The organism is Streptomyces sp. NBC_00207 (genome assembly GCF_045160965.1).
Taxonomy (GTDB): Bacteria; Actinomycetota; Actinomycetes; order Streptomycetales; family Streptomycetaceae; genus Streptomyces.
In genome coordinates this window covers 844,635-857,985 of the sequence record NZ_CP130715.1, presented here as the reverse complement: position 1 = coordinate 857,985, position 13,351 = coordinate 844,635, and the positions used below count along the sequence as shown (strand labels likewise).

12 protein-coding genes and 2 pseudogenes are annotated in these 13,351 nt (G+C 70.2%); 8 read left to right on the top strand and 6 right to left on the bottom strand.

The genetic code is table 11. From position 1 onward, the window contains the following. Positions 1–238 precede the first annotated feature (238 nt). The 5 genes and pseudogenes from OG472_RS04435 to OG472_RS04415 all read left to right on the top strand — a co-directional run bounded on the left by OG472_RS04435 (position 239) and on the right by OG472_RS04415 (position 3,704). Positions 239–1,318, top strand: a complete 1,080-nt coding sequence (locus OG472_RS04435; RefSeq protein ID WP_405940937.1) for an ATP-binding protein — start codon at positions 239–241, stop codon at positions 1,316–1,318. A 379-nt stretch (positions 1,319–1,697) separates the two neighbouring features. Beyond that, positions 1,698–2,267, top strand: a complete 570-nt coding sequence (locus OG472_RS04430) for a hypothetical protein (protein WP_405940936.1) — start codon at positions 1,698–1,700, stop codon at positions 2,265–2,267. Between the two features lie 66 nt (positions 2,268–2,333). Continuing rightward, on the top strand, positions 2,334–2,906 hold the full coding sequence (locus OG472_RS04425; protein WP_405940935.1) for a hypothetical protein: 573 nt from the start codon (positions 2,334–2,336) through the stop codon (positions 2,904–2,906). A 209-nt stretch (positions 2,907–3,115) separates the two neighbouring features. Further along, positions 3,116–3,298 (top strand): annotated as a pseudogene (locus tag OG472_RS04420) (hypothetical protein); the annotation flags it as partial. 259 nt (positions 3,299–3,557) lie between these two features. Continuing rightward, the gene (locus OG472_RS04415; protein WP_405834767.1) at positions 3,558–3,704 is read left to right on the top strand and encodes a hypothetical protein; all 147 of its coding nucleotides are present in this window, start codon (positions 3,558–3,560) and stop codon (positions 3,702–3,704) included. Positions 3,705–3,871: 167 nt separating this feature from the next. Here OG472_RS04415 and OG472_RS04410 read toward each other — a convergent pair whose 3' ends face one another. The 6 genes and pseudogenes from OG472_RS04410 to OG472_RS04385 form a co-directional block, all read right to left on the bottom strand. Further along, the gene (locus OG472_RS04410) at positions 3,872–5,500 is read right to left on the bottom strand and encodes an alpha/beta fold hydrolase (protein WP_405940934.1); all 1,629 of its coding nucleotides are present in this window, start codon (positions 5,498–5,500) and stop codon (positions 3,872–3,874) included. A 321-nt stretch (positions 5,501–5,821) separates the two neighbouring features. After that, positions 5,822–6,220, bottom strand: a complete 399-nt coding sequence (locus OG472_RS04405) for a hypothetical protein (protein WP_405940933.1) — start codon at positions 6,218–6,220, stop codon at positions 5,822–5,824. A gap of 481 nt (positions 6,221–6,701) precedes the next feature. Beyond that, positions 6,702–8,765 (bottom strand): hypothetical protein, encoded by a 2,064-nt coding sequence (locus tag OG472_RS04400; RefSeq protein WP_405940932.1) that lies wholly within the window; start codon positions 8,763–8,765, stop codon positions 6,702–6,704. 307 nt (positions 8,766–9,072) lie between these two features. Further along, entirely contained in the window at positions 9,073–9,747 is a 675-nt protein-coding gene (locus OG472_RS04395; RefSeq protein WP_405940931.1) for a DUF998 domain-containing protein, read from the bottom strand. Positions 9,748–9,907: 160 nt separating this feature from the next. Further along, positions 9,908–10,588: pseudogene (locus OG472_RS04390) on the bottom strand (barstar family protein); the annotation flags it as partial. An 89-nt stretch (positions 10,589–10,677) separates the two neighbouring features. Beyond that, the gene (locus tag OG472_RS04385) at positions 10,678–11,157 is read right to left on the bottom strand and encodes a hypothetical protein (RefSeq protein ID WP_405940930.1); all 480 of its coding nucleotides are present in this window, start codon (positions 11,155–11,157) and stop codon (positions 10,678–10,680) included. A 130-nt stretch (positions 11,158–11,287) separates the two neighbouring features. Here OG472_RS04385 and OG472_RS04380 point away from each other — a divergent pair, with 130 nt between their 5' ends. The 3 genes from OG472_RS04380 (at position 11,288) to OG472_RS04370 (ending at position 13,197) form a co-directional block, all read left to right on the top strand. Continuing rightward, on the top strand, positions 11,288–11,797 hold the full coding sequence (locus tag OG472_RS04380) for a hypothetical protein (protein ID WP_405940929.1): 510 nt from the start codon (positions 11,288–11,290) through the stop codon (positions 11,795–11,797). A 120-nt stretch (positions 11,798–11,917) separates the two neighbouring features. After that, complete coding sequence (locus tag OG472_RS04375; RefSeq protein ID WP_405940928.1) at positions 11,918–12,643, top strand: helix-turn-helix transcriptional regulator; 726 nt, start codon at positions 11,918–11,920, stop codon at positions 12,641–12,643. 32 nt (positions 12,644–12,675) lie between these two features. Further along, positions 12,676–13,197 (top strand): DUF3291 domain-containing protein, encoded by a 522-nt coding sequence (locus OG472_RS04370; protein WP_401602858.1) that lies wholly within the window; start codon positions 12,676–12,678, stop codon positions 13,195–13,197. Positions 13,198–13,351 lie beyond the last annotated feature (154 nt).

Sequence of the window (13,351 nt, the reverse complement as noted above, 5' to 3'; positions counted from 1 at the left end):
GGGGCTCTGGCCACAGTCCGCACCCCGTGGGCCAGCCACTCCCGGGCAGACGCTCAGTCGTCCGGCTGACCTCTCGACAGAATGGCTCTGACCTGGCACTTTCCTGGGATTCGCCTAGGCTGGGAGGTTCTGCGGGGCACCAGTGGGAGGGGACATCGTGAGCGAGGAAACCACCGGATACGACGCCAGCCACATCCAGGTGCTGGAGGGGTGGAGGGCCGTCCGGAAGCGGCCCGGGATGTACATCGGCTCGTCAGGTGAGCGCGGGCTGCACACTATGGTGTTTGAGGTCGCCGACCGGGCGGTGAACGAGCTGCTGGCGGGCCGAGCCGGCTCCGTCGAGGTTGCTCTTACGCCCGACGGCGGCGTGCGTGTCACTGACGACGGGCCGGGAGTGCCCATCGATGAGGCGGGCGGCACTGGTGGTCGAGGGCTCGAAGCCCTGCTCACCAGCATGCAAGCAGGAGCGGGACCCGGCGGCCGCCACGACGTGACGCTCGGCTTCTGCGGTGTCGGGCCCTTCGTCGTCAACGCCTTGTCGCGCCGGATGACGGCCGAGGTGCGGCGCGATGGAATCCGCTGGGTCCAGGAGTACGCGCGCGGCGTGGCCGTCACCCCGCTGAGTGCGGCGGGAACAGCGACCGGCAGCGGGACAACCATCGCCTTCTGGCCCGACGCAGACATCTTCGGAACTGCAGAGTTCTCATTCGACGCACTGGCGGAGCGCTTCAGGGAGCTGGCCTTTCTGAACCGGGCCTTGGACATCTCGCTCATCGACCGGCGTCAGCCGGGCGAGTCCCGGTCGGCTCGGTTCCGGTTCCCGGCCGGGGCCCGGGACTTCGTCGCCTTCCTCGACGCCGAGACGGCGGCGCCCGTCCTCACGGAGGCCATCGCCTTCGAGCTTGAGGACCCGCGGATGGCGGGAACGGTGGAGGTGGCTTTCCGTTGGTCTGGTTCCCATGAGGAGCGGGTCCGTAGCTTCGCCAACAGCCGGCCCACCATCGGAGGCACGCACGAGCTGGGCTTCCGCGACGGGGTGACGGCCGCGGTCAATAAGTACGCGCGGGCGCGGCTGCTGCTGACAGAAGCGGACCCCGGGCTTGCGGTCGATCGGATCGGCGAGGGCCTGACCGCCGTCGTGTCGGTGAAGCTGGACCATCCCGAGTTCGAAGGCTCCACCCACGGCGTGCTGGGCAACCCACCAGTACGGACCTGCGTGGGACAAGCCGTCCAGCAACACCTCGGAACGTGGCTGGAGGTGCACCCGGAGCAGGCCTCGGCCATCGTCGGTCGAATCCGGGGCGCCCGCCGGCACTGAGCGACAGCAGATCAGCGGCCGGCGTCGTCACGCCGCGGGCCAACTACAACGTTGACCGAGCACCGTACTTGGCCCCAGTGGACAACTTCGATGCACGAACGGGGCCAAGGCCGGTCGCTCAAAGCGAGAAGGCCCAGGGGCCGTCCCACGGTTCGGGCTCTTCGGGGTGGAGCATGCAGCGAATACAGCGCCGGAGTCCCGATTCACCGGATCCGGCGGCAGCGTTCATCCTGACAGGCCGGACCTCGGAGAAAGTGGGCCCGTCCCAGGCCGGACCTGTCCATGACGCCCATGGGGTGAGCACTCGCCTCAAGTACGATCCGAACCTCAACCCGCCCTTCGTCGTCCTCACGTCGATGCCTGAATAGGGGAGCGAACAATGGACGATCTCACGGCGGACGCCTGGGCAGACGGACTGGCACTGTACGAGGACCGCTGGGCATTCACGGCTGTGGCCCCACGTGACCACGTGGAGTGGTGGTTCGACGTCGCGGCGGTCATGCGCGGTGAGACCGCCGATCCGCGAGGGTGGGCTTCACTCGACCCGTACGAGGAGGATGTCGACCGCGAGGTCGAGGCGTTCGCCTGGATCGAGCCTCCCACCAGTACAGCGGACGTGCAACGCTTCAATTCCTCCGTCGAAGAACTTCCCCGGTCCTCGGTTCAATCACTCATGGTCCTTCTCGCAGTCGTAGGCATGAATGTGTCGAAATCCCGTGACTTCGAGGATCGCCGGCCGGAAATGGAGCGCCGTGCCCGGGTGTTGCTTTCGCGCTTCCCCGATGGCACCTGCTTCTACTCCAACGTCGATTGGAAGGGCGAGCATCCGAACTTCTACGAACAGCCGGTCAACGGGACCAGTCCGTTCAGTCGAAGCCGTTGGGACGCAGGGCTGATCGCGGTCAACGACACCGAAGTCGCTCTGATCTGGACTTTCGAATCCTTCTGACCTTCCGACCTGACGGGGGAAGTCCTTGCTCACCCGAACCGCCGCCTACCCACCGGGAAACCGCCAATGACTGAACTCACTGCGGAGGCATGGTCGGACGTTCTTGAGCTGTACCAGTACAGCTATACCGCCGTCTCGGTCGCCCGGCGTGAGCACGAGGAGTGGTGGATGGACGTTGCCGCGATCATGCACGGTCAGACGTCCGACCCTCGCGGATGGCTGTCGCTCGATCCGGACGAGGACGAGTTCGAACGTCTGGACGACCCACTGTTCCCCTTCGTGGAAGCCCCTACGACGCCGGCAGACGCGGTGCGCTTCCGACCGCGAGTGACCGAGCTGCCCCGGGAGTCGGTCCGGTCATTGTTGGTCCTGCTCGGCATTCCCGGCCTGGACGTGGCCAATGCCGCAGAGTTCGACCACCATCGGCCGGAGATGGAACGCCGGGCTCGCCTGATCCTTTCGCGCTTCCCCGAAGGCACGCGCTTCTACTCCAATGTCGGCTGGAAGGGCGCGAACCCGGACTTCTACGAGCAGCCCGTCCGCCTGACGGATCCGTTCAGCCGCTACGGCTGGGACGCCGGTCTGATTGCGGTCAACGACACCGAAGTCGCGATGATCTGGCACTTCGACCCCACCTGATCAGACCCACCGAACCGGGGAACCCATGCTCACCCCTGGCCCTCCCACCCCGATCCGGTCGGCCGCGTCCTGCTCCAGGCCATGGCCTTCGCCGGGCGCGGGCGGTGGACGTACGGGCCGCACGGGTCGTGCTCCGGCGCGAGCCCGCCGCGCCCCACGGTTTCGTCGTGCACGCCACCGTCCCGATCTGCCTGTAGAGACCGTCCCCGATGTCCATGAAGCCCATCGACTTCGACCGCCGCTACGGCGAGCTGGACCAGGTGATCAGCGCCTACCTCGGCCAGCCCGCCGACGACGAGCAAGATCGGCCGAGCCGGGCTCTCCGGGCCTACCTGCGGCACGCATGGCACGCCCGCCCCTGGGCCCCGTCCGTCGCGGAGCAGCAGCTGCGCGGGGGCGGCGTACGAGCAGAAGCTGGACGGTCACCGGGCGCTGCTGTTCACCGCGGCCGGCCCCGGCGGCACGGTCCTGGTGCAGACCCGTCGCGGGGCGCTGGTAAAGGACCGATGGCCGGACCTGGCGGCGGCCGCCGAGGCGTAGTTGCCGCCCGGCCTGGTCCTCGACGGTGAACTGGTCGTCTGGGACGCCGAGGCCGGCCGGTTGTCCTTTGAAGCGTTGTAGCGCCGGGCCGCCACCCGTGCCCGTAGCGCCCTGGCCCTGGCCGCCCGGTGGCCGGCCTGCTTCGTCGCCTTCGACCTCTTGCAGCAGGACGGCCAGGAGCCCTCCACGCGCCCGTACGCCGAGCGGCGCGCATTGCTGGAGAACCTGTTCTCCGAGCAGGCCCTGACCGCGCCGTAGATGCTCTGCCTCTGCCCGATGATGACGGACCTGGCCAAGGCACGGGAGTGGCCGGAGCCCTGGACGGACGTGTCGGGCGTGGAGGGCATCTTGTGGACAGGGTTCGCGGCTGACCGCTTGACCGGGTTCAGCCGATTGCAGCGGGGCCGGGCGGCCGGGCCCTGTCGTCAGCGGGTTCCGGCACCCTCCGGATCCGGGGTGGGCGGCGGGTTGTGGCAGGTCACGTCCTTCGCGGGCAGCCGTCCCGTCGACAGGTACGTGTTGACGGGTATGTTGGCGCAGGCCGTGGGGTTGGAGAGATACACGCCATGCCCCTGACCCCCCAGCGCCAGCACCATCCGCGACCCCTTGAGCGCTTGGTGCAGCCCCTGGCCGGTGCCGAGCGGGGTCATCGGATCCCACTCGTTCTGCACGGTAAGGACATGGGCCCGGGTCTTCATGGGCGTGGCGGGCTCCAGCGGCCGCTGCCAGAAGGCGCACGGTTTGATGTTCGACGCGAAGTCCCCGTACAACGGGTGCTTCACCTTGTCCCGCGCCGCGTCCCGCGCGTACTGCTCCGGATCGCGGGGCCAGCTGTCCGTGTCCCCGCACACCACGGACCAGTACACGGCGGTGGCGTTGCCGGCGGGAGTGGCGTCCGGATCTTCCGACGCCGCTCCCGCGTCGACGTCCGGGCCGGCGGCCCGGACGCCGCCGAGCGGTGACTGCGCGCCGGGCCCCTTCCTGTCGGCGCCCTTCCCGCCCGCGCCCGGAACCGTGCCGCCCGGATCGGTGGCACCCGGCGGCTGGGGCACCTTGTCGGCCGATGCCTTGATGGACTTGATGACGACCGAGGCAGCGTGGGGATCGAAGAAGAGCGACGGTTCGGCCCTGATGTAGTCACCCGTCACCTTCTCCCCGTAGTGGATGAACGGCTCCCGGTCGGCCCGTGCCACCAGCGCCCAGAAGGTGGCCGAGACCGCCTCGGGCGTGGCGCCGAGCCCATAGGTGTCCGAGCGCTCCGCCGCCCACCGCGTCCACCGTTCGAACGCGGGCTCGACTTCGGTCCCCCACGCCTGGATCATGCCGCGCCAGACGCGCCCCGGGTCCACGCCGCTGTCCAGGACGAAACGGTCGGTGCGCTCCGGGAACATCTGGGAGTACACCGCGCCGAGGTACGTCCCGTACGAGTAGCCCAGGTACGAGATCGTCCGCTCGCCCAGTGCGGCGCGGATGACGTCCATGTCGCGCGCCGTGTTGCGGGTGGTGATGTAAGGAATCACATCGCCCGACTTCTCACGGCACTTGTCGGCGATTCCGCGCGCCCAGGACACGTCCGAGGCGAAGGTCTCGGGCCGGTACGCCCCGCCGGCGCCCACCTCCGCTTCGCTCAGATCACCACAGCTGATCGGGCTGCTCATGCCGAGGCCGCGCGGGTCGAAGCCGACGAGGTCGTAGCGGTCGCGGACGTCCTTGGGCATATCGGCATTCGTCCGTATCGGCCGGTAGAGACCCGGCGTCCCGGGGCCGCCGGGGTTGAGGAGGAGGACGCCACGCCGCTTGGCGGGGTTCTCGCTCTTCATCCGGGATATGGCGAGGTTCAGGGTGCGCCCTTCGGGACGCTGGTAGTCGAGCGGCACCTTGAGGGTGGCGCACTCGTAGGTCGCCGGTTTGTCTGCGCTGCAGCGGTGCCAGGCGGGCTTCTGGTTCATGTACTCGGGGGTGGACTGGGCAGCGGATGCCTGGGGAACGGCCAGCTGGGACAGGGTGGTTGCGATGAGTCCGGCGGTCGCTAACAGCGGTGCGAGGCGCTTCATACGTGCGGTGTCCCCAATTCTTTTCGGAGAGTGCGTGCCTGCCCACCGTGTTGCATCGGCGGGCGGGGCGAATCCCCCGTAAGGGCGACTCCTTGTACAACTCACGTATCATGCGATATCCGGACAGCTGGCCAAAACGCGGCAGTGGGCCTGACGGCGCGTTCGGCCGGACCGCACCAGTCCACCGATGCGGAGGCTGACACTCTCGCGGCCCTGTCCGCGGGCACGTTCGGACTCACCGTCAAGCACCTGGCCGCGCCCGGGAAGCCGCCCCTGGCCGTGCTCGGCGAGGCGCGCGCGATGGACAGGTTTCGATCGGGGTCAGGAGGCCTGCGCCTGACGCTGGCGTGACCGGCCTGCGTTGCACCTGCCCGCGCGATAGGGCGGCGGGCGGTCAGGAGTTCCTGTCCGCCGGCTTCGCGTGCTGGTTGTGCGGTGCAGGATTTCGTGCCAGGTGCCGGAGTCGTTGCGGAAGACCGCGGAGACGACCCACGGCTTGGGCTGCGGCTCGAGGTGGTAGATCCACTCGCAGGGCGGGCAGGCCGGGTCGGACGGCATGGAGGCGATCTCCAGCTCGCGTCCGTCCTTGCACTTCTGCGGCCAGGCCGCGGCCAGGATTCGGGGCGTGGCCGTCAGGTGCAGCCGGAAGCCGACCGGGATGCGGCCGTTGTCGTGGACCGCCGACCAGGGCCTGGCCGGGCGGTCAGAGGGGCCGCTCATACGTGCCGCTGTACAGGGGCTTTCCCTTCTGGTCCGTGCCGTCCCGCACGATCTCCGCCCGTTTTCCTCCGGTTCAGCGCCAGGTGTTGGTGTCCGCGATCTCGCCGGTCTCCAGGTCGATACGGCCCTGGAAATCGCCCGCGTTGCGCGTGACCATGATCACGAGCGGCCGACCGTCCTGCGGGAAGGCGGTGTAGAAGCCATGAACATCGTCCGGGTTCGGCAGCAGGCCGCGCGGCGGGTGCAGCCGGAACCGTTCCGAGCCGTCGGCAACGGTAGACCACTGCGTTGTCCGACGGGGTAAAGGGTGCGCTGTTGATGGCTTCCACCACCAGCACCAGCGTCTCGCCGTACTCCCGCCACGCCAGGACGTCCTGTGGTGGCAGCTCGTACTGCTTCTCGACGTTCCCCGCGGGGCCGCTCCACCGAACGGTGGTGGCACCTCGGGGCCAGGCGACCACGACGTCGGGATCTGCTTCTGTCACTTGGGGATCTCCGTGGGTGGGCCGACTGGGATCAGCCGGGCTCGGTCTCCGAATTCCATGATCTCCATTTGAGTCCCGCCGCCGGGCAGATGGCCCGGCTTCGGGTCCATCTGGGGTCCGATGATGCTCTCCTGGACGAGAATCGGGTCACCGCCCGAGATGCGGAAGCGCTGCAGGAGCGAGACGTCACCGAACCCGCCCGGCCGGGTCTGGCCTTGCGGGATCACCATGTTGAATTCCTCGCCCTGCTCGTCGATCAGCTCGGTCGGCGTGCCGACCAGGTCGGTGACGATGGCGAAGAACCGGCTGTCGATCTCCTCCTGCGAGGCCTGTGAAGCCCCGCGTATGGACTCCACCTGGGTGAGCGGGTGCAGGCCGGAGTGCGTCCAGCTGAGTGTGACCTCGTGCGGGTTGCCCGCAGAGCGCGTTGTTTGCTCGATGAGGGTGGGGCCGTCCCACGTGAAGACGGTTTCCTCCACGACCTCGTCCGGCTTCGCCGACGTTTCACGTGAAGCGTCCGTCGACGCGAGCCGCTGCTTCGCGGCACGGCAGCCCAGCGCGTCGTAGCGATTGCGCCAACGCGTCCCGTTCGGGGTGGTCACCTCCGTGAGCCGATCGTCCGCGTCCCATGTGTAGTGCCATGTGTCCGGCTTACGGGAGAGCCGGGTCTTCTGCCGCAGGATCACGCGGCCTTGGGCGTCGTGCTCGTAGCGGACACGGCCTGCGCGGGTGATCCGCGTCCCGGTGTGGGCGCGTTCACCGGTGGCCTCCGCGCCCAGCTGCTCCGGCCGGGCGGCCGAGGTCTGGTTGCCCGCCTCGTCGTAGGCGTAACGCTCCGACCAAGAGGCGGCGTCCACGGCCGTGACCCGGGAGGCCGAGTCCAGAGTGAAGGTCCGCGGCCCCGTCGCCTCGTCGTCGATCGCCAGCAGATTGCCGTCGGCACGGTAGCTGTAGCGGCGGCGCAGCAGGGTGCGCTGGTCCGAGCCGGTGACGTGCCGGGTGGTGAGTCGGCCCACCACGTCGAAGGTGTGGTGCAGCGCCGGGCTGTCGCCGATGCGGCGAGTCAGTTCACGCCCGGCCGTGTCCCGCTCGAAGGTCAGGGTCCGGCCCGAGGCGGTGAGCTCGCTGCAGTGGCCGCCCGCGTCGTACGTCCAGCGGGTCTCCGCCCCGGTGGGGGTGGTCATGCCGACCGGCTGGCTCAGCCCGTCGTACGCGTAGCGGACCGTACGGCCGTCGACCTGCTCCTCGACCAGGCGCCCGTGCCGGTCACGGATACGGAGCAGCTGAGTGCCATCGGAGGAGACCGCCGCCGCCGGCAGGTCGAAGACGTCGAACTCGAACGTCGCCGTACCGGTGGGGGAGGTCTTGCGGACGATCCGGCCGAGCACGTCCCGCTCGTACGCGATCTCCTCGCCCAGCCCGTTCACGCGCGAGCGCAGGCGCCCGGCCGGGTCGTAGGAGTAGGTCAGCGTCAGGCCGTCGAAGTCGGTCTCCGAGGTCAGCCGCCCCGCCGCGTCATACACGTACTCCCAGGTCAGGCCCTGTGGGTTGCGTACGCCCGTCACCCGCAGCAACGCGTCGTAGGTGTACTCGTACCGTACGCCGTCGGGCCCGGTCCGGGCCGCGAGCAGGTCGAAATGGGTGTACTCGAAGCGGGTCACCCCGCCTGCCGGATCGGTGAAGGCGGTGCAGTTGCCCTCGCCGTCGTACGTCCACACCGACTCGGCGCCGTCCGGGTCCACCCGGCGGGCGGGACGGCTCTCCGGGGTCCACTCCACGGTCGTCACCCCGCCGAGCGGGTCGGTCACGCGCACTGGGCGCCCGAAGGCATCGCGTTCAAACCGGGATGTAGCGCCGAGTGGGTCCGTGATCGTGACCGGCAGGCCGGCCGCGTTGGTGGTGAAGCGGGTGACGGCGCCCAGCGGGTTGGTCACTGTGACGACGTGGCCGCGTTCGGCGTAGCCGAAGGTGGTGACGGCACCCGTCGAGGTGGTGAGCGAGGTGCGGTTGCCGCGTTCGTCGAAGGCCTGGCGGATGATCGTTCCGTCGGCGTTGGCCACCCGTACCGGCAGGCCCAGTTCATACCCACCGTGCCCATCACCGCGAACAACACGGCGAAGGAACCGGCGCCGGGGGGGCCCGGCCCTGCGCTCGTGGCGACGGCGGCGTGGATCCTGCGGCATGTTCTTGAGTGACGACGCAAGGAGTGTCGAGCTTCGTCCGCTGCGCTGTCGGTTCGCCTCGGTCCGGGGTAACCGCCCGCTACGACGACAACTGGCTGGTCGTCGGCGGCACGGTGACGACTGCCGGGGGCAGTTGGCCGTTCCCCACCCGTTGATTGCGCCACCCAGGGCCTTGCCGCCGCCCTCAGGTGGTGTGTGGGGGCGTCGGTGTCATCGTCAGGCGGGCCGTCACCGCGGTCAGCGAGAGGAGGCCGAGTCCCGCGCCCGCGGTGAAGGCGAGGACGGATGCGGCCGAGGCCATGAATCCGGCGAGGACCGCGACCGGTACGAGGCGGGAGGCCATGGCCCAGCCGCGGTGCCCGCGGGCGGCGAGCGGGCGGGACAGGACGACGAACGCGGCACACAGTGCGAGGTACCCGATCATCCCGGCGGCCATGTGGGCGGCACCGTGCCCGCTCAGCACGGTCGAGTCCGGGGCTCCGGCGGGAAAACCTGCCCCGACGTCGGCCGGGAAGGCTGCGGCGGCCCAGAAGGAGACGCCGAAGACCCCGATCAGGACCGGGCCCCACGTACCGCCCGCGTCACCACCCAGCATCCGGCGCAGACCGGCCGCCCCCGCGGTCAACAGGGCGCCGGCGAGAAGGAAGTTCACCGTCTGGACCCAGCCGGACTCCCCGAGGGCCAGCTGGCTGAACGCGTTGCGGGTGAAGTCGAAGCCGTCCCGCGCGAGGCCCTGGACGACGGCGGCGCCGAGGAACAGCGGGCCCGCCGCCATGGCGCCGACCAGAGCCGTTGCCCCAAGGCGTGATGCCGGCGCGGCAGGGGTGACGCGATGGGGTGTGCTGAGTGTGTGGGGCATGACCGGGCCTTCCTCGCATCGGTGTTGTCGCTGATATGACCGGCGGCAACCGGCGAAGTCATCGCTCCGGGTGATGTGACCTGGGTCACTGGAGTCCTGGTCGCCTTGCTCGAACCGAGCGGCAGTGCGGGCGCGGTGGGCGGCGGCGCGGCGGGCCGGCTCACGTGAAGGTGACGTGCATGCCGCCCTCGGTGAGGACTCCGAGCGCGGTGGCGACCAGGTCGTACGACTCGCCGTCCGACGCCAGCACCCCGGACAGGTGCTCGCGGGCGGTCGCGGCATCCCGCCAGAGCAGGGTGGCAGGGGCGGTGTATCCGAAGGTGCCGCGCAGGCAGTCCGCCAGGTCGTCCAGGCAGATGCCGAAATAGCCGCCGGCCCGTTGACGGCCTCGCCGAGTGCCAGATGGAGCCCCGGTTCGTCAGTGATGTGCCGCCCGTCGAGCTCGTACGCGTGGCCGGCCGCTCGGTCCTCGTGCTCGAGCCGGCAGCCCCGGTCGCGGACGAGCTCGAGCCGGGCATCGCGCCGGCGGGCGTCGAGGCCGGCCCAGGCGCCGGGGCCGGCCGGCGGTCCGGCGAGCCACTGCCCCCGGCCGGGCCGGGCGTATCCCGGTACGGGCACGAGGTCTCCGTCGAGTTCCGGATCGATCAGATCCGTTCCGCGGGAGGGCGGGCGCCGCGTGCGGACCGTGGGCCGCAGCAGTCGGCCGGTGAGAGGCTTGCCGCGGTCGTCCCCTATCTCGAGCCAGGCCTCCTCCAGGTCCAGAGCGCGCCGGGTACCCGTCGTCAATGCCTGCCGAAGCCGATCACTCGGGGCCGAGCCCCCGTAGGACGAGCGGGCGCGCTGCCGCGGACCTCGGCTCCCTCCGGAACCCAGTCCGTCAGTGCGTGCCGGCCCCGCCCGTGGTGTTCCCCTTCTCGCGAACCGTGGGAATCACGCCGGACCGGGAGCCGCCCCGCGCTCTACGGGACGGAGGACAGGGTCGATCTCACCGAGGATCTGGAGCAGTTGGCCAGCTCCCAGGGAAACGTGCTCATCGGTGTCCCGCGCCAACTCTTCCGAGACCTCTGCCGCTTCGTCCCGGTCGGAGGAGAAGATGCTGAGTGCATCGATGATTGCGGTGCAGATCCAGTCGTGACGGTTCGGGTCGGCGGCTGCCAGTGCGGAGGCGACGATCGCCAGTCCGGCCCTGTCCTTTCGCCGGAGCAGGGCTTGCGCGGTCACGCGTGTGACGTAGGTGTCACCCTTGTCGAGCACGAGTTCCAGCAGCGGGCCGGCGGCCTCCGGCATCTCTGCGAAGCCCGCCAGGCCGCGACCTGCGTCCGCCCGGTCGCGGTAGTCGTCGCTCCGCCCGAGCTCGGTGAGCGCTCGTACCGATGCATGCCGCAGGGCACTGTCCACCTGGTTGCCCACCCCTCCACGAATTTCGCGCAAATTACCATCGGGCCTCTCGGGCCTCTCGGGCCTCTCGGGGCGTGCTGGGGCGCTCCCCGCGGCCCACCCCGGGCGCAGGCTGCCGGCAGGACCCCGCAGGATGATCCCCATGCACATCGAGTTCTTCACCTACTCGTCGGCCCGCCTGTGGGGTATCCGCCTCGACGGGTCCGACCTGCGTGTCCATGCCGCAGAGGCCACGCGTCCTCTGTGGCTGCTGGAGAAGCGCTCCTACGAGAGGACGCCGGAAGACACGGAGAACTTCCTGTTCCGTCAGTACGCCGGATTGACGGAGTCCGACCTTCGCGACCCCGTACGCCACTTCCTCGGCGAAGCCGATGACGACCTCCGGCATGCGCCGACGGGCGCGACGGCGGTGCTGGGCTGCTCCTGCAGCATCTGGGATTGCTGGCCGCTGTTCACCGCCATCACCGCCACCCCCGAGACCGTCACCTGGTCCGCCTTCCACCAACCCCACCGCCCGGCCTGGGGCGAGCTCGCGATGGGGCCCTACGTCTTCCCGCGCCCCGCCTACGAGGAAGCGCTTACGCGCGTCGCCCACCTCGCCGAGGACCCCTTCACGGCCCTGCCTCCGTCCGGCGCGGTCAGGGGGACGTGACCACCGTTCCGGTTCCGGTTCGCTTCCGGTTCCCGTGACGCGTCCCATCTGTCCCACCTGTCACACCCGTCCCACCCGCGCTTTTCTATCTCCAATCCTTGTTGTTTCTAGAATGTCCGGATGAAGGACATCGACGCGATTGCCGTGCTGCAGGATCCGGTGCGCCGCCGCCTGTACGAATACGTGGTGGCGCAGGGCCGCGAGGTCGGCCGCAACGAGGCCGCGGAGGCGGTCGGGGTGGCGCGCACGCTCGCTGCGCACCATCTGGACCGGCTGACCGAGGCCGGGCTGCTGGAGAGCGGCAGCCGCCGCCTGACGGGACGCTCGGGGCCGGGGGCGGGCCGTCCCGCCAAGGTCTACACGCGGGCGCGGGTCGAGCGGTCGGTGTCGCTGCCCGCGCGTGACTACCGCACCGCCGCCGAGCTGCTTGCCGAGGCCGCCGAGCAGGCCGGACTGGACGCCGGGCTGTGCGCGGCCGCGCGCCGCAGGGGAGAGGCCCTGCGCGGCTCGGCGGGGCCCTGTGGCGGCCTCGAAGAGGCCGTGGAGATGCTCGCTGCCCGCGGCTACGAACCGCACCTGGAAGCCGCCGAGAGTGCCGAGAGCGCCGAGGGCGCCCAGGGTGAGGAGGGCGCCCAGGGGGTGGCCGGGGCGGCCGCGCGCGTCGTCCGTATGCGCAACTGCCCCTTCCACGCAGTCGCCGAACGCTTCCCTCCGCTCGTCTGCGGCATGAACCTCGCCCTGCTGGAGGGCCTGCTGGGGGCCGAAGGCCCCGTCCGCGCCCGGATGGACGCCCGGCCGGGGGAGTGCTGCGTGGTGGTCGAGGCTTCTAAAAACAATCATGATTGACATAGAAACAGAGGTCGTGCTGGGATGAGGCCATGACCGCATCCACGCATGCCGCCCACCTCGCCCAGCTCAACGTCGCCACGCTCAGCCACCCCTTCGACGACCCGCGGATGGCTCCGTTCGTCGAGATGCTCGATCCGGTCAACGCCGCCGCCGACGGCTCGCCCGGCTTCGTGTGGCGGCTCGTGGAGGACGGGGAGGCCGACGCCACCGGCCTCCGCCCGGCGGGCGAGGACGTCATCGTCAACCTGTCGGTGTGGGAGACCCGCGAGGCCCTGTGGGACTTCGCCTACCGCAGCGGGCACCTGGAGGCGATGCGGCGCCGCCGCGAATGGTTCCAACGGCACGTCGAGGCGCACCTGGTGCTCTGGTGGGTCCCCGTCGGACACGTCCCGACCGTCGGCGAGGCCCTGGAGCGGCTGGCGGATCTGCGGGCGCACGGGGCGTCCCCCCGCGCGTTCACCTTCGCCTCCGCCTACACCGCCGCCGAGGCCGCCCAGCACCTTCCCGCCCTGCGGCCCGCGCAGGCCGCGGAGGTCGCCCGGACGCCTTAGCGGCGCCCGGGATTCCACCCGGAAACCGGTGGCAGGCGGTCCTCGCCGCCCGGCTGCCGGACGACACTTCCGGGCGAGACCGTCAGGTGGGCGCAGCACCCGGCCGCCGCCTGCCGGGCCACCTCCCGCCCGGGGGCCGAACGGCCCAAGGGCG